A 24,196-nucleotide genomic window follows, 5' to 3' on the forward strand; every position below is an offset into this window, starting at 1 on the left:
CGTAGGCCGGATAAGGCGTTCACGCCGGCATCCGGCATTCGATGCCCGTGCCTGATGCGATGCTTGCGCATCTTATCAGGCCTACAAACGTGACGCGCCCGTAGGCCGGATAAGGCGTTTACGCCGCATCCGGCATTTGATGCCCATGCCTGATGCGATGCTTGCGCATCAGGCATCCAGCCGTATTTACTCCACTTCTTGCCAGTTTTTCCGCTTACTGGTTTTACCGATCCCCGGATTCATACTGTTGGTCGGATCGTTTTCACGATAAAACTTCTGCAACGTCTCCGGTGCTTTATACAAATGACCGACGTTATGCTCGGCAGGATATTGCGCGCCGCGCTGGCGTAACAATTCCAGCATCTGTTCCTTCAGCGCATGCACATCCACGCCTTTCTTAACGATGTAATCCTGGTGGAAGACGTAGCACATAAAATGCCCGTAATAGAGCTTATGCACCAGCTGGCTGTCGATTTCCGGCGGTAGATGTTCATACCACTCGGTGTCATTACGCCTCAGAGCAATATCCAGCGCCAGAATGTCTTCGACTTCATCGGAATGCACGGCCTGATAACGTATCGCTGCGCCTGCCGCCGCGAAACGGTGCAAAAACGCTTTACTGCCTTCTTCCGGCGTACAGACAAAGAAATCGCCTTCGGCCTGTTTGAAAAAATCTACCAGCCAGGATTTTGCTTCGCCCACGCCATCCCCCGCCATTTTTAACAGCAGATGATGTTCATATTTATCGCGCCAGCTTTTCATGCGTGGCGGCAAATGACTGGGGAACAAATGACTGAATTTCTGCATTGCGAGATCGGTAAAGTGTGGTCGGAAGAACTTCACCTTCTCCAGTATCGCATCGGTACGTCCCTTGATATTAAAGAATAACGGCATCTTGTCGGTGCCTAGCTTGTCGATCATCAGGAAGGTATCTTTGCCGTATTTTTCCGCGATATCGTAGATATCCCGATGCATATATTCGCCGGCAACCGGCAGATTTTCGAAATTAGCCAGAATATGGCGGCGGATCTCGGTCAGTACTTCCGGCTGGTTGGTGCCGATATAAAACACCTGCTGGTTTTTTTCCGCTTCAAAGGTATCCAGACGCACTGCGAAAACTGCCAGTTTGCCAGCGCAACCGGAGGATTCAAACAGGCGATCCGGGTCAGCGTTATAACGTGCGGGCGTGTCGGCTTCAATATCACGGACGCGGTGGACATAGTCATAATCGTGGGCGTGACGACCATCGTGACGCACATCGTCATCTTTGATGCGATCGTCATCCAGCTTGCTAAGGATCTGCTCCGGCGTTTCACCCAGATCAATTCCCAGATGGTTAACCAGCGTCAGCTTGCCGTTTTCATCTATGCGTGCGAATAACGACATTTCGGTATACGCCGGGCCACGCTGCACCAGCGAACCACCAGAGTTATTACAGATGCCGCCGATAACCGATGCGCCAATACACGATGAACCAATCACCGAGTGCGGTTCGCGGCCTAATGGTTTGAGAGCTTTCTCCAGCGAATAGAGCGTGGTGCCAGGATACGCCAGCACCTGTTCGCCCTTGCCGAGAACATGCAGCTTGTCGAGGCGCTGGGTGCTGATGATCACGATATCGCGATCATAATCGTTACCATTTGGCGTGGAGCCTTCGGTCAGACCGGTATTGGCGGCCTGCATCAGAATAATTTTGTCGGCGGTGACGCAGGCTTTCAGTACTCGCCACAATTCCAGTAGCGAGCCTGGAAGAACAACGGCCAGCGCGTCACCCTGACCGGAGCGGAAGCCCTTGCGATAGCGGGCCGTTTTTGCGGGATCGGTGAGCAGGTGTGAAGAACCGACCAGACGGGCAAGTTCATTCAAAAAGGTTTTATTATCAGTTGTTGTCATGGAAGACATTTTCCACTCCTTGTGGTGGCGAAAAAATATCAGAAACTAGAATAGCGCCTTGTATGACAATTCAGCGAGTGAATATTTTGAAAATTCAGACAATAAACTGAGCTTTCTTTTTCTCTCTCTATCAGGGTTATGGCAAACTACCGCTTTTGCACCATTTTCGCTGCCACGTCGGGCAACAGAGGAAGAATAATCCATATGAAATGGCTATGTTCAGTAGGTATCGCGGTGAGTCTGGCCCTACAGCCAGCACTGGCGGATGATTTATTCGGCAACCATCCATTAACGCCCGAAGCGCGGGATGCGTTCGTCACCGAACTGCTCAAGAAAATGACGGTCGATGAGAAAATTGGTCAGCTGCGTTTAATCAGTGTTGGTCCGGATAACCCGAAAGAGGCGATCCGCGAGATGATCAAAGACGGGCAGGTGGGGGCGATTTTCAATACCGTCACACGCCAGGATATCCGCGCCATGCAGGATCAGGTGATGGAACTGAGCCGCCTGAAAATTCCTCTCTTCTTTGCCTACGACGTGCTGCACGGTCAGCGCACGGTCTTCCCGATTAGCCTCGGTCTGGCGTCCTCTTTTAACCTCGACGCAGTGAAAACCGTCGGGCGCGTTTCAGCTTATGAAGCGGCGGACGATGGCCTGAACATGACCTGGGCGCCGATGGTCGATGTCTCGCGCGATCCGCGCTGGGGGCGCGCTTCCGAAGGTTTTGGTGAAGATACGTATCTCACCTCAATTATGGGTAAAACCATGGTTGAAGCGATGCAGGGTAAAAGCCCGGCGGATCGCTACTCGGTGATGACCAGCGTCAAACACTTTGCTGCTTACGGCGCGGTAGAAGGCGGTAAAGAGTACAACACCGTCGATATGAGCCCGCAGCGTCTGTTTAATGACTATATGCCGCCGTACAAAGCGGGGCTGGACGCAGGCAGCGGCGCGGTAATGGTGGCGCTGAACTCACTCAACGGCACGCCTGCAACTTCTGATTCCTGGCTGCTGAAAGATGTTCTGCGCGACCAGTGGGGTTTTAAAGGCATCACCGTTTCCGATCACGGTGCAATCAAAGAGCTGATTAAACACGGTACGGCGGCAGACCCGGAAGATGCGGTGCGCGTGGCGCTTAAGTCCGGGATCAACATGAGCATGAGCGACGAGTATTACTCGAAGTATCTGCCCGGTTTGATCAAGTCCGGCAAAGTGACGATGGAAGAGCTGGACGACGCCGCCCGCCACGTATTGAACGTTAAATATGATATGGGGCTGTTTAACGACCCATACAGCCATCTCGGTCCGAAAGAGTCTGACCCGGTGGATACCAATGCTGAAAGCCGCCTGCACCGCAAAGAAGCGCGTGAAGTGGCGCGCGAAAGCCTGGTGTTGCTGAAAAACCGTCTCGAAACGTTACCGCTGAAAAAATCGGCAACCATTGCGGTGGTTGGGCCACTGGCGGACAGCAAACGTGACGTGATGGGCAGCTGGTCCGCAGCCGGTGTTGCAGATCAATCCGTGACTGTGCTGACCGGGATTAAAAATGCCGTCGGTGAAAACGGCAAGGTGCTGTATGCCAAAGGGGCGAACGTTACCAGTGACAAAGGCATTATCGATTTCCTGAATCAGTATGAAGAAGCAGTCAAAGTCGATCCGCGCTCGCCGCAAGAGATGATTGATGAAGCGGTGCAGACCGCGAAACAATCTGATGTGGTAGTGGCTGTGGTCGGTGAAGCCCAGGGGATGGCGCATGAGGCTTCCAGCCGTACCGATATCACTATTCCGCAAAGCCAACGTGACTTGATTGCGGCGCTGAAAGCCACCGGAAAACCGCTGGTGCTGGTGCTGATGAACGGTCGTCCGCTGGCGCTGGTGAAAGAAGATCAGCAGGCTGATGCGATTCTGGAAACCTGGTTTGCGGGTACGGAAGGGGGTAATGCGATTGCCGATGTGTTGTTTGGTGATTACAACCCGTCCGGTAAGCTGCCAATGTCCTTCCCGCGTTCTGTCGGGCAGATCCCGGTTTACTACAGCCATCTGAATACCGGTCGTCCGTATAATGCCGACAAGCCGAATAAATACACTTCGCGTTATTTTGATGAAGCTAACGGGGCGCTTTATCCGTTCGGCTATGGTCTGAGCTACACCACTTTCACCGTCTCTGATGTGAAACTTTCTGCGCCGACCATGAAGCGTGACGGTAAAGTGACCGCCAGCGTGCAGGTGACGAACACCGGTAAGCGCGAAGGGGCGACGGTAGTGCAGATGTATTTGCAGGATGTGACGGCTTCCATGAGTCGCCCCGTGAAACAGCTGAAAGGTTTTGAGAAAATCACCCTGAAACCGGGCGAAACTCAGACCGTCAGCTTCCCAATCGATATTGAGGCGCTGAAGTTCTGGAATCAACAGATGAAATATGACGCCGAGCCTGGCAAATTCAACGTCTTCATCGGCACCGATTCCGCACGCGTTAAGAAAGGCGAGTTTGAGTTGCTGTAATGCTTTAGTAAGGGCGCGACGTTTGCGCCCTTTGCCTGATGTTCACATCTTAACTTGCTGAATTTTCGCCCTTTGTAGGCCGGATAAGGCGCTCGCGCCGCATCCGGCAAGATACACCGGGCAAGATATGCCCTTTAAGTATTTATCTGATTCTGCAACTGAATCCGTCTGCTCAGGCTAACCCTGTTATTATCAACTATGCTTTTCTCTTAATTCGCTGAAAACAACAGTAAAAGAATGAGGAAAGCATCATGCCACTCTCAAAGCTCTGGACAGGTTCACTGGTTATGTTGGCAGCCGTGAGCCTGCCGCTACAGGCGGCTTCCCCCGTTAAAGTTGGTTCGAAAATCGATACCGAGGGCGCGCTACTCGGCAACATCATCTTACAGGTACTCGAAAGCCATGGCGTACCGACGGTCAATAAAGTCCAGTTGGGAACCACTCCTGTGGTGCGCGGGGCGATTACTTCCGGCGAACTGGATATCTATCCGGAATATACTGGCAATGGCGCTTTCTTCTTTAAAGATGAAAACGATGCAGCGTGGAAAAATGCCGGGCAAGGCTACGAGAAAGTCAAAAAACTCGATGCAGAGCAAAACAAGTTAATCTGGCTGACGCCCGCACCTGCGAATAACACCTGGACCATCGCCGTGCGCCAGGATGTTGCAGAGAAAAACAAACTCACTTCGCTTGCCGACCTGAGCCGTTATCTGAAAGAGGGCGGCACCTTCAAACTGGCGGCCTCAGCAGAGTTTATCGAACGCGCCGATGCGTTACCCGCTTTTGAAAAAGCCTATGGCTTTAAGCTCGGTCAGGATCAGTTGCTGTCACTGGCCGGTGGCGACACGGCGGTGACGATTAAAGCCGCTGCCCAGCAAACCTCTGGCGTTAATGCCGCAATGGCTTACGGCACTGACGGCCCGGTAGCGGCGCTGGGGCTGCAAACCTTAAGCGATCCGCAAGGCGTGCAACCTATCTACGCGCCTGCACCAGTGGTGCGTGAGTCGGTGTTGAAAGAGTATCCGCAAATGGCACAGTGGCTACAGCCAGTCTTCGCCAGCCTCGATGAAAAAACATTGCAGCAACTGAATGCCAGCATTGCAGTGGAAGGACGGGATGCCAAAAAAGTGGCTGCCGACTACCTGAAACAAAAAGGGTGGACGAAGTAATTTCCCGTGACTTATCTACGTATTAATCCTGTTCTGGCGCTGCTGCTGTTGCTGACGGCAATCGCAGCGGCGCTGCCGTTTATCAGTTACGCGCCTAATCGTTTAGTCTCGGGTGAAGGGCGTCATCTCTGGCAGCTGTGGCCGCAAACGATCTGGATGTTGGTGGGCGTTGGTTGCGCCTGGCTGACCGCCTGTTTTATTCCCGCTAAAAAAGGCAGCATTTTTGCACTCATTCTGGCGCAACTCGTCTTCGTGTTACTGGTATGGGGCGCAGGAAAAGCAGCGACGCAGCTGGCGCAAAACGGCAGTGCGCTGGCGCGTACCAGCCTCGGCAGTGGTTTCTGGCTGGCTGTGGCGCTGGCATTGCTGGCCTGTAGCGATGCCATCCGCCGGATCACCACGCATCCGCTGTGGCGCTGGTTGTTGCATATGCAGATTGCCATTATTCCGCTGTGGTTGCTGTACTCCGGCACGCTTAACGATCTCTCGTTAATGAAAGAATACGCCAACCGTCAGGATGTGTTTGATGACGCGCTGGCACAGCATTTGACGTTGCTGTTTGGTGCGGTGCTGCCTGCGCTGGTGATTGGTGTGCCGCTGGGCGTCTGGTGCTACTTTTCCACTGCGCGTCAGGGGGCGATTTTTTCTCTGCTCAATGTCATTCAGACCGTGCCTTCGGTGGCGCTCTTTGGCCTGTTGATTGCGCCGCTTGCCGCGCTGGTTACTGCCTTTCCGTGGCTGGGGAAGCTCGGCATAGCAGGAACCGGAATGACACCCGCACTGATTGCGCTGGTGCTCTATGCCTTGCTGCCGCTGGTGCGCGGCGTGGTAGTCGGTTTGAACCAGATCCCGCGTGATGTGCTGGAGAGCGCCAGAGCGATGGGGATGAGCGGGGCGCAGCGTTTCCTGCATGTCCAGTTACCGCTGGCGCTGCCAGTATTTCTGCGCAGCCTGCGGGTGGTGATGGTGCAGACCGTCGGTATGGCGGTGATTGCGGCGTTAATTGGTGCGGGTGGTTTTGGGGCGCTGGTCTTCCAGGGGCTGTTAAGCAGTGCCATTGATTTAGTGTTGTTGGGGGTGATCCCGGTAATTGTTCTGGCGGTGCTTACCGACGCGCTGTTCGATTTGCTTATCGCACTGCTGAAGGTGAAACATAATGATTGAATTTAGCCATGTCAGCAAACTGTTCGGCGCACAAAAAGCCGTTAACGATCTCAATCTCAATTTTCAGGAAGGGAGTTTTTCGGTGCTGATTGGCACCTCTGGCTCCGGCAAATCCACCACCCTGAAAATGATTAACCGCCTGGTGGAGCATGACAGCGGCGTGATCCGCTTTGCCGGAGAAGAAATTCGCTCGCTGCCAGTGCTGGAGCTGCGCCGCCGGATGGGCTATGCCATTCAATCTATTGGCCTGTTTCCCCACTGGAGCGTGGCGCAAAACATCGCCACCGTGCCGCAATTACAAAAATGGCCGCAGGCGCGGATTGACGATCGTATCGACGAATTAATGGCGCTACTGGGGCTGGAACCGAATTTGCGTGAGCGTTATCCGCATCAGCTTTCCGGCGGTCAGCAGCAGCGTGTGGGAGTGGCGCGCGCACTGGCTGCCGATCCGCAAGTCTTACTGATGGATGAACCCTTTGGCGCGCTGGACCCGGTAACGCGCGGCGCGTTGCAACAAGAGATGACGCGCATTCACCGTTTGCTGGGGCGCACCATTGTGCTGGTCACTCATGATATTGATGAAGCACTACGGCTGGCAGAACATCTGGTGTTAATGGATCACGGTGAAGTGGTGCAGCAGGGCAATCCGCTGGCGATGCTGACTCGTCCGGCAAACGATTTTGTCCGCCAGTTTTTTGGGCGCAGCGAACTGGGTGTGCGTCTGTTGTCATTGCGTAGCGTAGCGGATTACGTGCGTCGCGAAGAACGGGCAGAAGGTGAGGCGCTGGCAGAAGAGATGACGCTACGCGATGCGCTCTCCCTGTTTGTTGCGCGGGGATGCGAGGTGCTGCCGGTGGTGAACACGCAGGGCCAGCCTTGCGGCACGCTGCATTTTCAGGATCTGCTGGTGGAGGCGTAAGCGTATGAAGATGTTGCGCGATCCGCTGTTCTGGCTCATTGCTCTGTTTGTGGCACTGATCTTCTGGCTGCCTTACAGCCAGCCGCTGTTTGCTGCCTTGTTCCCACAACTGCCACGACCCGTTTATCAGCAAGAAAGTTTTGCAGCTCTGGCACTGGCTCATTTCTGGCTGGTGGGAATTTCGAGTTTGTTTGCGGTGATCATTGGTACTGGTGCCGGAATTGCTGTCACTCGCCCGTGGGGCGCGGAATTTCGCCCGATGGTGGAAACTATTGCCGCCGTTGGGCAGACTTTTCCGCCCGTCGCGGTGCTGGCGATTGCCGTTCCGGTAATTGGGTTTGGTCAGCAACCGGCGATTATCGCGCTGATCCTTTACGGCGTGCTACCCATCTTGCAGGCGACACTTGCCGGGCTGGGAGCGATTGATGCCAGCGTGACCGAAGTTGCCAAAGGCATGGGAATGAGCCGTAGTCAGCGACTGCGCAAAGTCGAGTTACCGCTGGCTTCGCCGGTGATTCTGGCAGGCGTGCGGACTTCAGTAATTATCAACATTGGCACGGCGACCATTGCCTCAACGGTTGGGGCCAGTACGCTGGGTACGCCCATCATCATCGGGCTTAGCGGATTTAATACCGCTTATGTGATTCAGGGGGCGTTACTGGTGGCACTGGCGGCGATCATCGTAGACCGCCTGTTTGAACGGCTGGTGCAGGCGCTTAGCCAGCACGCAAAATAAAGGTATAACCTGCGAGCATTACGCCACCGATACCGCCTAACGCCATAAACAGGAACAGGGCGATAACCCCAATTTTAGCTATGCGCATAATGCACTCCTTATGTTAACGAAAGGATTGTACAGTAAAGCGCATTTGTTAACGAATCATTAAATGCCGAGTGAGAAAATATCATGCCCTTGTTCCTGCCAACTGGTGAGTTGCTGCTGTTGGGTGGAGGTTCGATTTTCACCGCACCACACCAGCAATGTACGGCCTTCAAACAGTTCAGGGCGTAGTTGATTGAGCGAGTGGGCGAGGACATCAATGCGCCATCCTTGTTGACTGGCAATCCAGCCCTCCAGCCACAGACGAGTGGTATCCTGAATATTCCAGCCAACCACCAGCGCATCTTTGCCCTGTTTTTTACGTGCCGAAGCCAGGCAAATGGCGATGTAGTTGATCAGTACGCCGTCCAGAATCGCCAGCAGTGCCTGGAGAGTCGGTTGTTGGCACTGAAGCCGTCGGCGCAGAGGAATGAACAGATGTGTGGTGAGCGTCTGGGCGGGATAATCCTGACCACGCTCTTTGATCCACATTCGCAGACTTTGCAGGTTGCCACTTTGCAGGTAACTAAGCAGAGTTTCTTGCTGATCGCGCCAGCCGTTCTGCACATCAACATTCTCATTACTGAGTAGCATTTTAACTTTGCTGACCTGCACACCGTTGTCGATCCAGCGTTTGATCTCCCGGATCCGGTCGATATCGGCATCGTTGAACAGGCGATGACCGCCGTCTGTGCGTTGCGGTTTTAACAGCCCATAACGCCTCTGCCACGCGCGTAACGTGACAGGGTTGATATCACAAAGCAACGCCACTTCACCAATCGTGTAAAGCGCCATCGTCCCACCCTTGCTTGCGAGGTCCCAGCATAACTGTAGACGTTCTTTTATGAACCAGGTAGTTTTGGCAGTTTTTTGATCTCGATTAGGATGATTTTGTTTTTGCCAGGTTGTTTTGAGTGATCGTACTCACGATTTTTCATTTTTCTGCAACAGTTCAAAGAAAGTTGAACGTGAGCAATGTATGTTACGCGTTTTAAAGGGACGTGTGGTTTGCGGGTATGTACGATTTTAATCTGGTGTTGCTGCTGCTTCAGCAGATGTGCGTTTTTCTGGTCATTGCGTGGTTGATGAGTAAAACGCCATTATTCATACCATTAATGCAGGTCACAGTTCGTCTGCCGCACAAATTTCTCTGCTATATCGTCTTTTCCATCTTCTGCATCATGGGCACCTGGTTCGGGCTGCACATTGACGACTCTATTGCCAATACCCGGGCCATAGGTGCGGTAATGGGCGGCTTACTCGGTGGTCCGGTAGTGGGCGGACTGGTTGGTCTGACCGGCGGTCTACATCGATATTCGATGGGGGGCATGACTGCGCTGAGTTGCATGATCTCGACGATCGTCGAAGGATTGCTCGGCGGGCTGGTACATAGCATCCTGATCCGCCGCGGGCGTACCGATAAAGTCTTTAACCCCATTACCGCTGGTGCCGTCACATTCGTCGCGGAAATGGTGCAAATGCTGATCATCCTGGCGATTGCCCGACCTTATGAAGATGCGGTGCGTCTGGTGAGTAATATCGCTGCGCCGATGATGGTAACCAACACCGTGGGCGCGGCGCTGTTTATGCGCATTTTGCTCGATAAGCGCGCGATGTTTGAAAAATACACCTCGGCTTTTTCCGCCACCGCGCTGAAAGTTGCGGCCTCGACGGAAGGCATTTTGCGCCAGGGCTTTAACGAAGTGAACAGCATGAAGGTGGCCCAGGTGCTGTATCAGGAGCTGGATATTGGCGCGGTAGCGATTACCGATCGCGAGAAACTGTTGGCTTTTACTGGTATTGGTGACGACCATCATTTACCCGGCAAACCGATTTCTTCGGCTTATACCTTAAAAGCCATTGAAACCGGAGAAGTGGTCTACGCCGATGGCAACGAAGTGCCTTATCGTTGCTCTTTGCATCCGCAGTGCAAGTTAGGCTCAACGCTGGTGATCCCTCTGCGTGGTGAAAATCAGCGGGTGATGGGTACCATCAAATTGTATGAAGCTAAAAATCGGCTGTTCAGCTCGATCAACCGCACGCTGGGTGAGGGGATTGCACAACTGCTTTCGGCGCAGATCCTCGCCGGGCAGTATGAGCGGCAAAAAGCGATGCTCACCCAGTCAGAGATCAAACTGCTTCACGCCCAGGTCAATCCCCATTTTTTGTTTAATGCACTTAACACCATCAAAGCCGTGATCCGCCGTGACAGCGAACAGGCCAGTCAGCTGGTGCAGTATCTTTCCACTTTTTTCCGCAAAAACTTAAAGCGGCCTTCGGAGTTTGTTACTCTCGCCGACGAAATTGAACATGTGAATGCTTATCTGCAAATTGAAAAGGCGCGTTTCCAGTCGCGGTTGCAGGTCAACATTTCTATTCCGGAGGCGTTGTCTCAGCAGCAGTTACCCGCATTTACCCTGCAACCAATAGTGGAAAACGCCATCAAACATGGGACATCACAACTGCTGGAAACAGGACGAGTGGCAATTAGCGCCCGACGTGATGGGCAACATTTAATGCTGGAGATCGAAGACAATGCTGGTTTGTATCAACCGGCAACCAATGCCAGCGGGCTGGGGATGAATCTGGTGGATAAGCGTTTACGTGAACGGTTTGGCGATGACTATGGGATAAGCGTCGCCTGTGAGCCTGATAGTTACACCCGAATAACGTTACGACTGCCATGGAGGGATGAGGCATGATTAAAGTCTTAATTGTTGATGATGAACCGTTAGCACGGGAAAACCTGCGCGTATTTTTGCAGGAGCAGAGTGATATTGAAATTGTCGGCGAATGTTCAAACGCCGTAGAAGGGATCGGCGCGGTGCATAAACTGCGCCCGGATGTGCTGTTTCTCGATATCCAGATGCCGCGTATCAGCGGTCTGGAAATGGTTGGCATGCTTGACCCGGAACATCGCCCGTATATTGTTTTTCTCACCGCATTTGACGAATACGCTATAAAAGCCTTTGAAGAACATGCCTTTGATTATCTATTGAAGCCGATTGATGAAGCGCGGCTGGAGAAAACACTGGTGCGTTTGCGACAGGAGCGCAGCAAGCAGGATGTTTCGCTGTTACCGGAAAATCAGCAGGCGCTGAAATTTATCCCTTGTACGGGGCATAGTCGGATTTATTTGCTGCAAATGAAAGATGTGGCGTTTGTTAGTAGTCGAATGAGCGGTGTTTACGTTATCAGCCAGGAAGGGAAAGAGGGCTTCACAGAATTAACTTTGCGCACGCTGGAGAGCCGCACCCCGCTACTGCGCTGCCATCGACAGTATCTGGTTAACCTCGCGCATTTACAGGAGATTCGCCTGGAAGATAACGGTCAGGCTGAGTTGATTTTGCGTAATGGATTAACCGTCCCTGTCAGCCGCCGTTATCTGAAAAGTTTAAAAGAGGCGATTGGCCTGTAAAAGACTGCTAAAATGGCTTTTTGCCTCATTAACACCCGAAGGCCTCATGCTAAGTAACGATATTCTGCGCAGCGTGCGCTACATTTTGAAAGCCAACAATAATGACCTGGTGCGTATCCTGGCGCTGGCTAATGTTGAAGCCACCGCGGAACAGATCGCCGTCTGGCTACGTAAAGAAGACGAAGAGGGTTTTCAGCGTTGTCCGGACATTGTTTTGTCTTCATTCCTGAATGGTTTGATTTACGAAAAACGCGGCAGGGATGAGTCTGCTCCGGCACTGGAGCCGGAACGTCGCATTAATAACAACATCGTGCTGAAAAAATTACGCATCGCGTTTTCACTGAAAACCGATGACATTCTGGCGATCCTCACCGAACAACAGTTCCGTGTTTCGATGCCGGAAATTACTGCGATGATGCGTGCACCGGATCATAAAAACTTCCGTGAATGCGGCGATCAATTCTTGCGTTATTTTCTGCGTGGACTGGCAGCGCGCCAGCATGTGAAGAAAAGCTAAGACGGGCATGGCGGCCATGCGAAGAACATGGCCGCCGACAAATTATTTCACTTCTTTAAAACCAGCAGCAGCCATGACCAGTTCAATCTGCTTCATGCTGACACCTTTGCTGGTATCTTCATCACTCATCTTGATACCAGAAATGCCCTGCAGGGCTTTCAGATCAACTTTTTCCATATCGATATTTACATTTTCCTGCGCGTAAGTATCGGTATAGGTTAATTTTTCCTCAACGCCCGGAATGTTTTTGTATTTGGCGCTTAATGGCTCAAGTTTCTTAGCTGCATCTTCTTTGGTGGTTGCACCAATGGTTGCAAACTGAATTTTGGTTTCTGAAGATTGCTTAATCACTTTGTCGCCTTTGTAGACATAAGTAATGGCAATTTCAGTACCGTTCAGATTAGCGCTAAATTTCTTAGATTCTTCTTTGTCACCGCAGCCTGCGAGAGAGAAAACCAGAACAGATGCAACTACGAGGGAAAACAGCTTGTTGAAAGCCTTCATGTAAAACTCCATTTTATCAAAATCAGGAAACTGGTGACTCTCACCAGGGCGCTATAGAATATGCTTTATACCTTGTTTTGAGCAGTCCGGAAATGGAGTAGAACTCTTAATAAAAAGCATCTTTCCCTCCTTGTTACTCAAGCATCAGTAATGACTGCTCGCAAAGTAAAACACAGTTATTCAATGTTTCTATTAGTGTCTCACCTTCCGTATGACGCCATTGATTCAACACATGCGCCAGCCGATAAAACCCCGTCGCGGTTAAATCAATTGCCAGCAACTCAACCTGGCTAATGATGCTCTGTTCCTGATAGCGCCAGCCGTTGTGTAGCAATTGAATGAGCAACGCCTGACAGCGCATCAGCAACTGATGAGCGGTGGATGGCGCAGGAAGAACGCACGCTGAAGGTAGTGCTGCAACAGGCGCGGTTTCAGCGTCCAGCGCCCAGGCTCTGGTTTGGGTCATCATCACTCGAGGTTCCAGCGTTAACTGTCCTTCAACAAAACTGACGAATCCAGAAACCAGACACACAGGATCATCCTGCTGTTGTAAAAGTGCCGCCATGCGTTCAGTGGCAAAGGGCGCGCAGGCAGAGGCTGGCAGCGATAACGTCAGCACATTATTTTCACCTTCGCCGCTAATCACCTGCGCATCCAGCGTCTGGCGACTGCTGTCCCATCCCAGTGAAATACACTCCGCCACCGGCAGAATAAATAAATTATCCACCTGATTAAGCGGCCGGACGCAGACTGGCGGGCGCAGGTGTAAGTATTCCCGCAAAGCCACAATGCCGGGCTGGCGCAACGGTGCACTCAGCATTTGCCAGGCATCGGGCGACAGTGGGACAACGCTACTTAAGCGGTTGCGAGTAGCTAACAGCAGCTCGCCTTCGGCACTGCGACGCGCGGCTTGTGAAACAATTTGCCCACCTGCCAGTGCGCCAGCCTGAAAACTAAACAGCCGACGTGTGGCTGCCGGTGAGTTTTCCTGTTCGCTTCTCGGCCAACTGCGCGAAAGGTGCAAAATACTGCCGGTGTCGGGATCGGTGAACCAGATGCGTAAACCATACTGCTCATTATCCTGCCAGCAACGCATACCTAGCGACACCAGCCGCAAATGATCAAGCTTTGCTTCGCCAGCAATGCCTGCGCCAACCACCGTTCGCCACGGCATGGGAGGAACTTCACTGATACTGTCGCGCCGCGCCATCTCTTGTGCGCAATTTAATCGACTGTTTAATACCGCAAGCTGACGTAAGCATTCTCCGGCATGATAGTGACTGGCGCGGGCGTGGAAGGCATCAACGCTTGCCCGTAGCTGTCGTAGTGATTCACTCACCCATCGCCAGTTGCAGCTCTCTGCCGCCTGCAATGCACGGCTGAATGCGGCCTCGTAATGGATGAGCGGCTGGCTGATGCCGCCCAGCCATAATACCTGGCTTAATTGCTGAACATATTGACGGCACGCGTTGCCCTCGTTGCTGGCAAATGGGTCATCATTCGCGGCAACTTGCTCGCTGCGCATCTGCCAGATCAAATGGGTAAATTCTGTTTGCTGCGCTTTGGCCTGGACAAAGGCCTGTACCGCCAGCACGACATGTTCGCAAAGTGTTCCTTCAATGCAATCACAGCGCGCGAAGCGAATACTGCTGCGGGAATAAAAACGTACGTCACTCATCGGCATTCGGGCAGAGGGAATTTCTCCCGGCGCACAGAACAACTCAATGGTGATGCCTTTAGCGACAATAGCTTGTGCACGTTTACGGGTGACATCGGGTAGGGTTGCCAGCTCTCCCAGCCAGATTGCTGGATCCCACTCTTCTTCTTTTTCCGTGGGCTGGGCGGTAGCGCAAAGTCGTTGATAACTTAACACCAGCATCACGCGATGACGGCACATGCCGCTGGCCCCGCAAGTGCACTGAGCCTCTTTCAGTGCCTGACCGTTCGCCAGCTGGGTACGGACACCGTCACTGAACGTGGCGAGTAAAACACCGTTCTCATGGCTGATTTCCGGAATGTTGCCATTTTCCAGTTCCTTAAGACTGCGCTTCACAAAACCGGCATTGCTTAACGCCGTCAGCGCCTGCGGTGTCAGTTCTAATAATTCCGGACGTAGTGAATTCATGACTGAAGATTCTCCGCCAGCCATGATGCCAGCTCGCCCGGCGTCATCGCGGCTATTTGTGCGCCGACATTAACCAGCGCCTGGGCCGTATCGCGGTCATAGCATGGCGTTGCTGTGCTATCGAGCGCTGCCAGTCCCAGCACTTTGATACCGCTCTGGACACACTTTTTCACCTGATGCGTCAGCAATGATGATGAACCCCCTTCATAAAAATCGCTCACGAGGATAATGACGCTTTTTGCTGGTTGTTCAATAAGTTGCCGACCATACTCTACGGCACTGGCGATATTGGTCCCGCCGCCCAACTGTACTTTCATTAATAACTCTACCGGATCGGCAACGTCTGCCGTGAGATCAACTACGCTGGTGTCAAACGCCACCAGATGGGTACGAATGCCGGGTAACTGCCATAAACAGGCCGCCATCACCGCAGAGTGGATCACCGAATCGACCATCGATCCGCTTTGATCAACCAGTAAGACCAGTTGCCATTGTTCACTGTGGCGCTTAATACGGCTGTTAAAGCGGGGGGATTCGATATACAGCTTGCCATGTAGCGGGTGCCAGTGTTGCAGGTTGGCGCGCAGAGTACTTTTGAAATCGAAATTACGCGCCAGTGGAATAAATGAGCGACGGCGGCGATCGCGGACACCAGAAAAAGCCTGGCGAACTTCCTTTGCCAGTCGCGCCATAATTTCTTCCACTACCTGGCGCACTATCCGGCGGGCGGCAACCAGCACTTCAGGATTCATCAGATGTTTGGTGTGCAAAACGGCGCGTAGCAGGCTTTCAGAAGGCTGCATACGTTCCAGCACGTCGAGATTCGTCACCACATCTTCAATGCCGTAGCGCAGCACGGCATCGCTTTCCAGCCGCTCAATCACCCGTTGCGGAAACAGCGTGTGAATACTGTTGATCCACTCAGGCGTGGTGAGATTTGAGCTACCCAATCCACCGGAACGTTCACCACGCTGGAGCCGGTCAGGATCGCGCCCGTACAGCCACTCCAGCGCGTGGTCTATTTGTCGGGCGTTGTCATCCAGTCCACAAAGCGTCGTTTCTGCCGCTTCGCCAAGAATCAATCGCCAGCGTTGTAGCTCACGGGTGGTCAGAAGATCGTTCAGTTCAGACATGGAAAACTCCCCAGTGTTGCAGCGATGCCAGTGCCTGCTGTTCGAGTTGTTGATGATGTGCAATGGCTTGCGGTGGGCAATGCAACGGCATTTGCAGCGCCGAAACGGGAAGTTGCGCCAGTTGATAATGCTCAAGCACCTGATGCGCCAGCGTCCCACGTTCTCGTGGCGGTAGCCAGGCCATCGCCGCGCGTAAATCGGGCAGGGCGTTGATAAAATCGGCGTCACTTAGTTGATTTAAATGACTGCTGAAACCGGCGATAAATGCCGGCTGACAGGCCAATTGATGGCGGGCCAGCGCCAGCAAACCGTGCAGCGCCTCGCCGGATTGTGCCGGGGATAACTGCGTCAGCATCGCCAGCGCCGCTTCGGCACTGGCGTTGGGATGTTCCAGACGCATCAGTGCGCCAAGAGCCGCGCCGCGATCCAGTGCCGGGGCATGAACCGCCTGACTGCGGCGCTCCAGTAAGGCCACCGCCGCAGAAAGAGAAACGCCGGGGAGCTGCACACCGCTATGCAGATCGCGCAGGATATGACACAACGCTTGCCAGCTATGCAGGTGAGCGTGAAACTCCTTTTCATCCGGTCTTCCGTTAGATTCACACAGCCACAGCGTGCGATCGATAGCCGCGCATAACGTCGTTTGTAATATCTGCGCGCCTTGCATACCGCTAATTTCATCCAGCCGCCATAAGGCATATAGCACTTCCAGCGCCTGGCCCATTTCGGCAAATTGATTTTCCTGGGCGATTAATAATGTGAGTTGCTCCAGTAATTGTTGACTGAAAGACGCCAGACCCGCTAACGCCGCCTGGCTAAGACATGTGGTGATACTGCCGATTCCGCCCGCGTCCAGCATATCGGCTTCTAATTTATGGCGTGCGGCTTCCTGGAGTGTGGCACCAAAACAGGCGGCCTCAATCAATGCCGCATGTTGGCTAAGCGGGCGAGTTAATTTCCAGCGTTCTTCACCGTTACCTGCAAGTGTCAGTGTACTTCCCTGCTGGCGCACAATCCCTGGGATCTCCAGTATTGCCAGCCGATGTAACACCTGACTTTGCGCTAGTCCATTGGGGTTAAAGCGATTTAAGGTAAGCTCCGCCGGAAGAGAGATTGCGGTACGTTCCAGTTCGCAGGTGACATCTTTTGGCAGAGGCGGTTGTGGCGTGGAGGGGGCAAGTTTACCGAATCCGTCACCCGCTAATGTGTCTATCAACGTTAGCAGAATCGGATCGGTATCGGGATGAATAACGCCGCGATAGCTCCACGGCAACGGTGCATTCAGGGCTTCTTTAATCAGCGAGCCTGCTATGGCATCCAGCCAGTCAGTGCGTAACGGTAGTGTATGTCCGCGCAACTGCGCCAGTGCCATTGCATGCAGATGAGCGGCAGCCATATCAGCGGTTGAAGCAGGCAAGTGATGTTGGCGCAAACGGGTAAGAACCGTTTTTAGCAGTTGTTCTCCCGCCTGCCGCAAGCCCCACTGCCAGCACCAGTTTTGCCAGACCGGGGCAGGCATACCGGAAAGGTATCCAGCCAGCACATCAAGGCGCTTTTCGCTGTATGGCGTGAGATAGCAACCTGTAACGGCCCCATCCTGTGCGGGCAATTCTGGCTTGTTAATTTCCTGCGGACATACGCGCCACATTTTTGCCAGTGCCGGAGCGTGCCAGCCGCCGCAGACGACTAACACGTCGCCATTATTTTGCTGCATCGCCCATGCAATCCAGCGGGCCATAAAGGCTTCGCGCTGACGATTGAGTGCATCGCCGGGGGAGTCGCCCCGCAGTTGGGCAAAATAGTGCGCCAGTGCAGAGGGTAATGCAGTTTGCTGGCTTTCATCTTCGAACAAGTGATCCCACAGGGTGTCGCTGTTATCCATGCGGGTGGCACGCAGCAGCAAGGTCTGGCTTTCCTCTTGCGTATCAGGCGAATCGTCCTCTTCTCCACTCTGCGCCCAGCAAGGCAAATCGATGAAGTAAGTTTGTGCCTGAATACGACGTGCGGCTTGTAGCGCCTGCCACTCCGGCGAAAATTTGGCAAATGGCGTCCAGGCACCACGCCCGGGGGCCGCACCGTCCTGATACTGGCAATAACTGTAAATAGCTACCGGAAGCTGGTGGGCTAACAACAGTTCGTCTACCCGGTCATTAAAATCAGCCGGGCCTTCAATCAACACGTATCGTGGCCGCTGGCTTTCGATTAACGATTTCACCAGCCGGGCGCAGGCCGGACTATGATGCCGGATGCCGACAATTAACGGCTCGCTCATGCATCTTTCCTCACGGCAGGCGGTGGCGGGCTTGATAATAAGCCTGCCAGTGAGCTTCTTTATGTGTGGCGACACGCTGTTCGAAGTAACGGCGCAGACGAGCGCGATCTTCTTCGTTATCTTTGACGATGGTTCCGGCAATACAGTCCACCAGATCGGCTGGCTCACCTGCGCGATTCGCTAAAAACCAGGCGCGGACGCCCACGGCGTGGGCCACGTTCACGGCTTCAGCGGTGGACATAATCGCTGTTAGTGTATCCATTGACGTTTTCTTTTCGCCGTTGGCACGCAGATCGCGGAAGGTGCGTACCAGTAACTCCAGTACCGCGTCAGGCACTTTATGCGGAATACCGCTATGGGCCAGCAAACGCGCCGAAGCACTGGCGACCAGTTCCAGCTCCTGGGCGAAATCCAAAATCGGAAAGACAGTTTCAAAATCGAAGCGACGCTTTAGCGCGGCACTCATCTCATTGACGCCGCGATCGCGGGTATTGGCAGTGGCAATAATATTAAAGCCTTCTCGCGCATAGAGCTGACTGGCTTCACCGGTGAGTTCCGGCACCGTCATAACCCTGTCAGAAAGCATACCTAACAGACAGTCTTGTACTTCCAGTGGTGTACGCGTTATCTCTTCAAAACGGACAATTTTGCCATCGCGCATTCCCTGGTAAAGCGGGGCTGGGACCAGCGCTTCCGTTGACGGACCATGGTTGATAAGCAGGGCGTAGTTCCAGCCGTACTTGATTTGATCTTCGGTGGTAGATGCGCCGCCCTGAATGGTTAACCCGGCATCGCCGCTAATAGCGGTTGCCAGTAATTCAGACAGGAGAGATTTTGCGGTGCCAGGTTCCCCCACCAACATCAAACCGCGTCCGGTGGCAAGAGTGACTAACATACGTTCGACAGCGGAGGGACTAATCACGACTTTACGGCTAATATTTTGCGCTTCGTCGCCAAGGATAAAAGCACGGGCTGCAGGCAAACTTAACTGCCAACCGGGCGGGCAAGGTGCGTTATCATTTTGTTTTAATTGCGCCAGTTCATCGGCGTATAACACAGCGGCAGGCGGACGCTGCAGATGATTATTCTGCGGTGACATATATTCATCCCTGAAATGTATTAATAAAATAAACGATATTTTACGCACAATAACTGTTTGGCGCATTAGTTGTTTGAACGAAAAATATCTGGAAAGCAGATCACAGTAAATAAAAAAACCTGCTGGTGAGGCAGGTTTTTTTATTTACTACAATGACGCTAACTTGCTGATAGTGCAACATTTCGTACCAACGAATAAATTATAACCATATCCACACTCCATTGCAATTCAGTGAGTGAGATTTATAATCCTGCCCGTTGGGAGGTTGTGCCGGATCGGACCAATTTTAAGTCCTGGCTGCCGGACGGGTGGTGCCGCAGGCGGTGCCCTGATCCGGAGAGCAACGTTTCGTACCAACATACGTAAACCAGTATCGACAGGCAGTGTAAGGGTAAGGTGCTGGTGTTGCGCTCCTTAATAAGGAGAGCGGATGGACACGCTGACACAAAAGTTAACCGTGCTCATTGCCGTACTGGAGCTATTAGTGGCTCTGTTACGGTTGATTGATTTGTTGAAGTAACGGGCAAATTGAAACGCATCTAAGGGGGAATACCGTTTCCCCCTTTAATAAAGCTTTACTTGCCATAGTTCAAGTTGCATGTGCTGCTACTTGAATTATTTAGAGTATATTATTCTATTTCTTGGTTGAATATATTCTGTAGTTCACGATTAAAAATTGCTATTACCATTTCAGGTGATTCACCTCGTAATTTCCGCTCATCAATACACTCATCTCTTATATAAATCAATGCATCATTTATTAGCGGGTCAGCATCTTCTCGATCACGTTGATGAAATGTTGGACGTAGCCGGAATCGTTCCAGTCGATAGACGGAACCTGTAAATAATTCAGAGCATTTATGGATCTCAAGTCTGAAGGAAAACGGATCTTCAGGTACAGGGACCTCATAATCGTAAATAGCAACCAGCTCTTTTTGCACGATCATCGCTTTCCCCGCTGGTAAGTCGTGTTGATAACGGGCAGTTGCATCACTGCCCGCTGTGTTTTAATGGAAAATGACGTCAGGTGCGCTTAACGCCTCACTCAAATCAAACACATCAAGTTCGGCAAAAGTGACGGATTTATTGTCACGGTACACCCGAAGAGAACGGAAGCTCATTAGCGCTTTGCTATCAACATTGTAGTGGTTAAAACCGGGTGAAAACTTAAGGACCAGCCGGTACTCGCCCAAATTATAGACAAATGCGTCCTCATAGCCTGACTCCCAGCCTTTGTATCGCATTCCCATAAGTTGCCCAACGGTAGCGGATTTACCTTCCCAGCGAGTCAGGCTGTTACTGGTTGACTCGTCAGGTGTGAGCAGCACCGTGCGGCGCGACAACTGGCGAAAAGGCGGCATAATTTCGTAATCGGCAAAAAGCTGTGCAAATTCACTGCGCATTTCTGCTGTCATTTCTAACGGGTGGGCAATGCCAATCAGAGCGTCCGCAGGCAGGTCAATTGGCTCATCTTGTGCATTGCAGAATTCCCCCTCTGCGGCCACACGAAAGGCGTTGAGTAAATGTCGCGGTTCATTTGCCAGATAAACGCCCCATATCAGTCGCTGGGTAACCAGGCGAGTAAATGGATGATTAACAAAGAGAGAATGAAAATCTGCCAGCGGCCAGCGTCGGGTGGTGCGCAGGGCAGTTTCAAGACGCGGGAGCAGGTTTTTGCTCACCTGAGTGGCATCTTTTTTTAGCCCTTTTAATCGGGCCAGTGCCTCGGGCGCTTTCAGTTGATCGTCATCGGCGCGCAACCGGGGAACACTTTTCTGGCGAACGTTTTGTTGATCGTAGATAACCGGGTTGAGGTTTTCATCGAATCGAACGGTAAACTGCCGGGGACCAAAATCAAAAATCAACGCCTGCGGATCATCAAGGCCCAGTGATGGGACTAATCTGTCCGCTAACTCTTCCTGGCTTAGCCCGCGATTTTCTGCGACCACCTGAAGTAATTCCGCCGCGTTATCACGTAAGGGGCGGGATTTCGCCCGTTGCGATATATGATGCAGCTGTATCAGCGCCATATCATTATTCATCAGGGTGAGTATATTCAGACCACTGACAGCACGGGCAGATTTGCCTTCTTGTGGCCAGGCGAGGATCTGTGTCGTCAGATCCCGTGCCGTGCTTTCGTCGCCAAAGAGACTTAACGCCAGAAATGCCCAGTTGTCTTTTGCGGGGGCGCCCGCTTGTTGCCATGCGGTGAAGAGATCCCAGGCAAAAGCGGCCAGCGTTTGCGGTTGGCAGAACGTTTTCAGTTGTTCCAGCCCGCTATAAAAACGTCCACCCTGGGTAAAGCGCAGCATTTCGCCGATAATTTCCAGAGCGTCATTAGTAACAGGTTGATTATTCGTGATAAGGCGCGGCCTGGACCACATTTGCGGATGCCAGAAATCAGGGGCTTTTGGAATGCGTGCCGGGTAAATCTCTATTGGACTCTGTTTAAGTAATTGTTCCAGGGCAGGCCATACATCTGTACGCTGCCAGCGGTTTGCCAGGGTTTGCAGTAACTCGCCATGTCCCTGTTCGTAAAGTAAACGCAGGGCTAGTAATGCCGCTTCGCTGTTATCGCTGGGTTTGGTAAAGACAAGAGGGATAAGTGCAGTAGCCGTATGTTCCGGCCATTGTAAAATCCACTGGCGAGCCAGATTACGCTGGCCCGCAAAACGGTGCCAGATGCGGGCAACAGGCAGCGCCAGTTCTGTTGCGCCAAAATGAATCAGCAGTGGAAATATCTCTTTTGGATGTCGGGCAAAGGCGGTGTTTAATCCTGGCAAAGCATCGGTACCCAGCACACTTAACAGATATTCCACCCCGGTGTAATGAAAATCAGCCTCGACAATTTGTTGCCAGCACGATACCGCCATTTCGCGCGGCATCTGCGCGATAAGGTACAGATTCCAAATCCCCCAACGCTTTTCATTACCATAGTAAAATCCGTACTGAAAAGTTCGCCACCCTTCCATCAACGCAATGCTATCTTGTGCCAGTAATGATTTGGTGGCTTCTTCCCGGTACTGTTTAGATTTGGCCTGATGCGCGTGATAAGTACGCAATAGTCCTATTGATGTGTATTCTTGCAGTTGCTGAGCATCAAAGGCATCCAACTGTCCATTAAGAAGACGCTTATTAAATTCCAGGCTATGAACGTCAAAACCTAATTCCCGCAAGAAGATATCCGCTCCTCTCTTAGCAAGACGTTCGTCAAAAGACATGGCGCTAAAATGGTCAATTGCAGTTTGCTGTTCCGGCGTCCAGTGTTTATTCGGCGACCTGTACGTTTGTGGTGCAAGCGTAAGATCAGGCAGCGAAAAGTGAGGTATGGAAGTCTTTTTCTTTCTCCCACGCCATGGTGGTGAAACGAGGATTTCAGGCATTTGGCTGTTAGGGGTGCCATCAATAACCAGTTTGGGCGGTGCCGATAAATAACTCTTCAGCTCTGCCCTGGCTTGAGTACTTAACCACGACATCACCCTTTCTGCTAGTTGTGGCTGCGATGCCATCAGCGTTTGTAACAGCGTACGCCAGTATTCATCGCGTGCTTTTTGCTGTGCAGGCAGCTTTTTGTCTTCGATGATTGGATAACCTGGGCGGGCTGGTGGTTCTTTTAACGCCAGCAGTTCTGCCAGTGCGGCGAGCGTCGCATGGGGGAAGTTTTTACTGTATTTAGCCACACGTTGCAGGCTGGGTTTGTTTTTATCAGCAACTAACAGCAAGGTGCGGATGACTTGCGGATGGTTAATTTGTACCAGCAGACTGCCGCAATCTTCTTTATGTGCATACATCGCGAGGCGCGGAACGGCTGCCAGTCCTTGTTCGCGCAAAAGGGCAGCGCAGGCCGCGTAACCGAAGTGGTTTTCATGCGACATGTAGCTGGCTTCTCGATCGCTAAATATATCCTGGCTCCAGTAACGTGCGAGTTCTTTCACCGCCTTAGGGTCATCAGCAACAACTTTTAACCACTCTTTTGAGCGAAAATGAGTTTGCGAACATTCAAGGCTTACCAGCTCGTTGGCGATTTCGGGTTTTTCCGGGAGGTTCAGCGCAATAAAAGGGCGGCGAACTTTGGTTATTCCTGGCAGTGCGGCAATGAGTTTGTCGGCGCAACGCTGCCAGCAGCTTTCCTCTGCCAGAGAGAGATGCTTACGCAATCGGAGATCGAATTCGTTATAGGTTTCTGAGCGATAACCATAGCCATAGTCCTCGTTTTGATATTGCAATGTGACTACCAGAGGATCACTCTCATAACACCGTACAATAAACTGGCGTGCAATCACCACCTCAGTTGCATATTCCAGCCCCTCTTGTTGGACGATTTCGTCGAGCAACTGTTGGCTATCATTTTGCGCGATACAGGCTAGCGCCGCCATTGTCCGGGCCGTGATTGAGGGTTTGTGTTCGCCGATCAAGTTGATGGCCTGCGTGATGGCGGACTGCCACTCCAGTGAAAAGTTTTCATAACGCCAGACAATGTTTTTTTTCTTCTCTGCTTTTTGTAGCAATTCATCACCCAGTGTCTGAATGATGTTTTCAGTGATAACAGGCACCGGTTCGCCCGGCCAATTGCGATGGCTGAGTGGTGTTTTGCCTTTTTTATATTTCAGTTCCACTTGGGCGTTATCCGCCAGCCACGGTAATTCCTTGTCCATGCTCTT

General features: G+C 52.3%; 18 protein-coding genes. 8 read left to right on the plus strand and 10 right to left on the minus strand.

The genetic code is table 11. The features are described from left to right. Positions 1-186: 186 nt before the first annotated feature. Entirely contained in the window at positions 187-1,902 is a 1,716-nt protein-coding gene (gene dld, locus AACU94_RS05735) for a D-lactate dehydrogenase (protein ID WP_130217152.1), read from the minus strand. Between the two features lie 195 nt (positions 1,903-2,097). Here dld and bglX point away from each other — a divergent pair, with 195 nt between their 5' ends. From bglX to yehW, 5 genes are all read left to right on the plus strand, one after another. Then, positions 2,098-4,395: a beta-glucosidase BglX gene (gene bglX / locus AACU94_RS05740; protein WP_000871488.1), complete on the plus strand. Its 2,298-nt coding sequence runs from the start codon at positions 2,098-2,100 to the stop codon at positions 4,393-4,395. A 251-nt stretch (positions 4,396-4,646) separates the two neighbouring features. Then, positions 4,647-5,564, plus strand: coding sequence for a glycine betaine ABC transporter substrate-binding protein OsmF (gene osmF / locus AACU94_RS05745; protein WP_135489085.1), 918 nt, complete (start codon positions 4,647-4,649; stop codon positions 5,562-5,564). Between the two features lie 6 nt (positions 5,565-5,570). Continuing rightward, positions 5,571-6,728, plus strand: a complete 1,158-nt coding sequence (gene yehY, locus AACU94_RS05750; RefSeq protein ID WP_135489086.1) for a glycine betaine ABC transporter permease YehY — start codon at positions 5,571-5,573, stop codon at positions 6,726-6,728. Continuing rightward, positions 6,721-7,647 carry a glycine betaine ABC transporter ATP binding protein YehX gene (yehX, locus tag AACU94_RS05755; protein WP_135489087.1) on the plus strand — a complete coding sequence of 309 codons (927 nt, stop codon included), beginning with the start codon at positions 6,721-6,723 and terminating at the stop codon, positions 7,645-7,647. The genes yehY and yehX overlap by 8 nt, the downstream gene beginning before the upstream one ends. 4 nt (positions 7,648-7,651) lie before the next feature. Next, positions 7,652-8,383 (plus strand): glycine betaine ABC transporter permease YehW, encoded by a 732-nt coding sequence (gene yehW, locus AACU94_RS05760; protein WP_135489088.1) that lies wholly within the window; start codon positions 7,652-7,654, stop codon positions 8,381-8,383. Here yehW and AACU94_RS05765 read toward each other — a convergent pair. Further along, a complete protein-coding gene (locus tag AACU94_RS05765) occupies positions 8,364-8,471 on the minus strand; it encodes a protein YohO (RefSeq protein ID WP_001216963.1) in 108 nt (35 codons plus the stop codon). The genes yehW and AACU94_RS05765 overlap by 20 nt on opposite strands. Before the next feature lie 59 nt (positions 8,472-8,530). Then, positions 8,531-9,262 (minus strand): HTH-type transcriptional regulator MlrA, encoded by a 732-nt coding sequence (mlrA, locus tag AACU94_RS05770; protein ID WP_135489089.1) that lies wholly within the window; start codon positions 9,260-9,262, stop codon positions 8,531-8,533. A 221-nt stretch (positions 9,263-9,483) separates the two neighbouring features. On the opposite strand from mlrA, the gene btsS reads away from it, so the two are divergent. Genes btsS through AACU94_RS05785 form a run of 3 tightly spaced genes read left to right on the plus strand, consistent with a single transcriptional unit; the run spans position 9,484 to position 12,402 of the window. Then, positions 9,484-11,169 carry a two-component regulatory system sensor histidine kinase BtsS gene (gene btsS, locus AACU94_RS05775; protein ID WP_130217160.1) on the plus strand — a complete coding sequence of 562 codons (1,686 nt, stop codon included), beginning with the start codon at positions 9,484-9,486 and terminating at the stop codon, positions 11,167-11,169. Further along, complete coding sequence (btsR, locus tag AACU94_RS05780) at positions 11,166-11,885, plus strand: two-component system response regulator BtsR (RefSeq protein ID WP_130207024.1); 720 nt, start codon at positions 11,166-11,168, stop codon at positions 11,883-11,885. The genes btsS and btsR overlap by 4 nt, the downstream gene beginning before the upstream one ends. Before the next feature lie 46 nt (positions 11,886-11,931). Further along, entirely contained in the window at positions 11,932-12,402 is a 471-nt protein-coding gene (locus AACU94_RS05785; RefSeq protein ID WP_130207022.1) for a YehS family protein, read from the plus strand. Between the two features lie 42 nt (positions 12,403-12,444). On the opposite strand, the gene AACU94_RS05790 is transcribed toward AACU94_RS05785, so the two are convergent. From AACU94_RS05790 to AACU94_RS05820, 7 genes are all read right to left on the minus strand, one after another. Then, positions 12,445-12,906, minus strand: coding sequence for a YehR family lipoprotein (locus AACU94_RS05790; RefSeq protein WP_135487547.1), 462 nt, complete (start codon positions 12,904-12,906; stop codon positions 12,445-12,447). Positions 12,907-13,039: 133 nt separating this feature from the next. Then, positions 13,040-15,031 carry an SWIM zinc finger family protein gene (locus AACU94_RS05795; protein ID WP_135489090.1) on the minus strand — a complete coding sequence of 664 codons (1,992 nt, stop codon included), beginning with the start codon at positions 15,029-15,031 and terminating at the stop codon, positions 13,040-13,042. Continuing rightward, positions 15,028-16,164 carry a vWA domain-containing protein gene (locus AACU94_RS05800; protein WP_135489091.1) on the minus strand — a complete coding sequence of 379 codons (1,137 nt, stop codon included), beginning with the start codon at positions 16,162-16,164 and terminating at the stop codon, positions 15,028-15,030. The genes AACU94_RS05795 and AACU94_RS05800 overlap by 4 nt, the downstream gene beginning before the upstream one ends. After that, positions 16,157-18,436 carry a DUF5682 family protein gene (locus tag AACU94_RS05805; protein WP_135489092.1) on the minus strand — a complete coding sequence of 760 codons (2,280 nt, stop codon included), beginning with the start codon at positions 18,434-18,436 and terminating at the stop codon, positions 16,157-16,159. The genes AACU94_RS05800 and AACU94_RS05805 overlap by 8 nt, the downstream gene beginning before the upstream one ends. A gap of 10 nt (positions 18,437-18,446) precedes the next feature. After that, positions 18,447-19,535: an ATP-binding protein gene (locus AACU94_RS05810; protein ID WP_135489093.1), complete on the minus strand. Its 1,089-nt coding sequence runs from the start codon at positions 19,533-19,535 to the stop codon at positions 18,447-18,449. A gap of 629 nt (positions 19,536-20,164) precedes the next feature. Further along, a complete protein-coding gene (gene yehK, locus AACU94_RS05815; protein WP_135487551.1) occupies positions 20,165-20,482 on the minus strand; it encodes a protein YehK in 318 nt (105 codons plus the stop codon). 60 nt (positions 20,483-20,542) lie between these two features. Next, positions 20,543-24,190, minus strand: coding sequence for a DUF4132 domain-containing protein (locus AACU94_RS05820; RefSeq protein WP_135489094.1), 3,648 nt, complete (start codon positions 24,188-24,190; stop codon positions 20,543-20,545). Positions 24,191-24,196 lie beyond the last annotated feature (6 nt).

This window comes from Escherichia sp. E4702 (assembly GCF_963883545.1).
Lineage (GTDB): Bacteria > Pseudomonadota > Gammaproteobacteria > Enterobacterales > Enterobacteriaceae > Escherichia.

Bases quoted from the DNA above. Each gene is read 5' to 3' on its own strand.
- dld (WP_130217152.1), bottom strand. From the start codon at position 1,902: ATGTCTTCCATGACAACAACTGATAATAAAACCTTTTTGAATGAACTT.
- bglX (WP_000871488.1), top strand. From the start codon at position 2,098: ATGAAATGGCTATGTTCAGTAGGTATCGCGGTGAGTCTGGCCCTACAG.
- osmF (WP_135489085.1), top strand. From the start codon at position 4,647: ATGCCACTCTCAAAGCTCTGGACAGGTTCACTGGTTATGTTGGCAGCC.
- yehX (WP_135489087.1), top strand. From the start codon at position 6,721: ATGATTGAATTTAGCCATGTCAGCAAACTGTTCGGCGCACAAAAAGCC.
- yehW (WP_135489088.1), top strand. From the start codon at position 7,652: ATGAAGATGTTGCGCGATCCGCTGTTCTGGCTCATTGCTCTGTTTGTG.
- AACU94_RS05765 (WP_001216963.1), bottom strand. From the start codon at position 8,471: ATGCGCATAGCTAAAATTGGGGTTATCGCCCTGTTCCTGTTTATGGCG.
- mlrA (WP_135489089.1), bottom strand. From the start codon at position 9,262: ATGGCGCTTTACACGATTGGTGAAGTGGCGTTGCTTTGTGATATCAAC.
- btsS (WP_130217160.1), top strand. From the start codon at position 9,484: ATGTACGATTTTAATCTGGTGTTGCTGCTGCTTCAGCAGATGTGCGTT.
- btsR (WP_130207024.1), top strand. From the start codon at position 11,166: ATGATTAAAGTCTTAATTGTTGATGATGAACCGTTAGCACGGGAAAAC.
- AACU94_RS05785 (WP_130207022.1), top strand. From the start codon at position 11,932: ATGCTAAGTAACGATATTCTGCGCAGCGTGCGCTACATTTTGAAAGCC.
- AACU94_RS05790 (WP_135487547.1), bottom strand. From the start codon at position 12,906: ATGAAGGCTTTCAACAAGCTGTTTTCCCTCGTAGTTGCATCTGTTCTG.
- AACU94_RS05795 (WP_135489090.1), bottom strand. From the start codon at position 15,031: ATGAATTCACTACGTCCGGAATTATTAGAACTGACACCGCAGGCGCTG.
- AACU94_RS05800 (WP_135489091.1), bottom strand. From the start codon at position 16,164: ATGTCTGAACTGAACGATCTTCTGACCACCCGTGAGCTACAACGCTGG.
- AACU94_RS05805 (WP_135489092.1), bottom strand. From the start codon at position 18,436: ATGAGCGAGCCGTTAATTGTCGGCATCCGGCATCATAGTCCGGCCTGC.
- AACU94_RS05810 (WP_135489093.1), bottom strand. From the start codon at position 19,535: ATGTCACCGCAGAATAATCATCTGCAGCGTCCGCCTGCCGCTGTGTTA.
- yehK (WP_135487551.1), bottom strand. From the start codon at position 20,482: ATGATCGTGCAAAAAGAGCTGGTTGCTATTTACGATTATGAGGTCCCT.
- AACU94_RS05820 (WP_135489094.1), bottom strand. From the start codon at position 24,190: ATGGACAAGGAATTACCGTGGCTGGCGGATAACGCCCAAGTGGAACTG.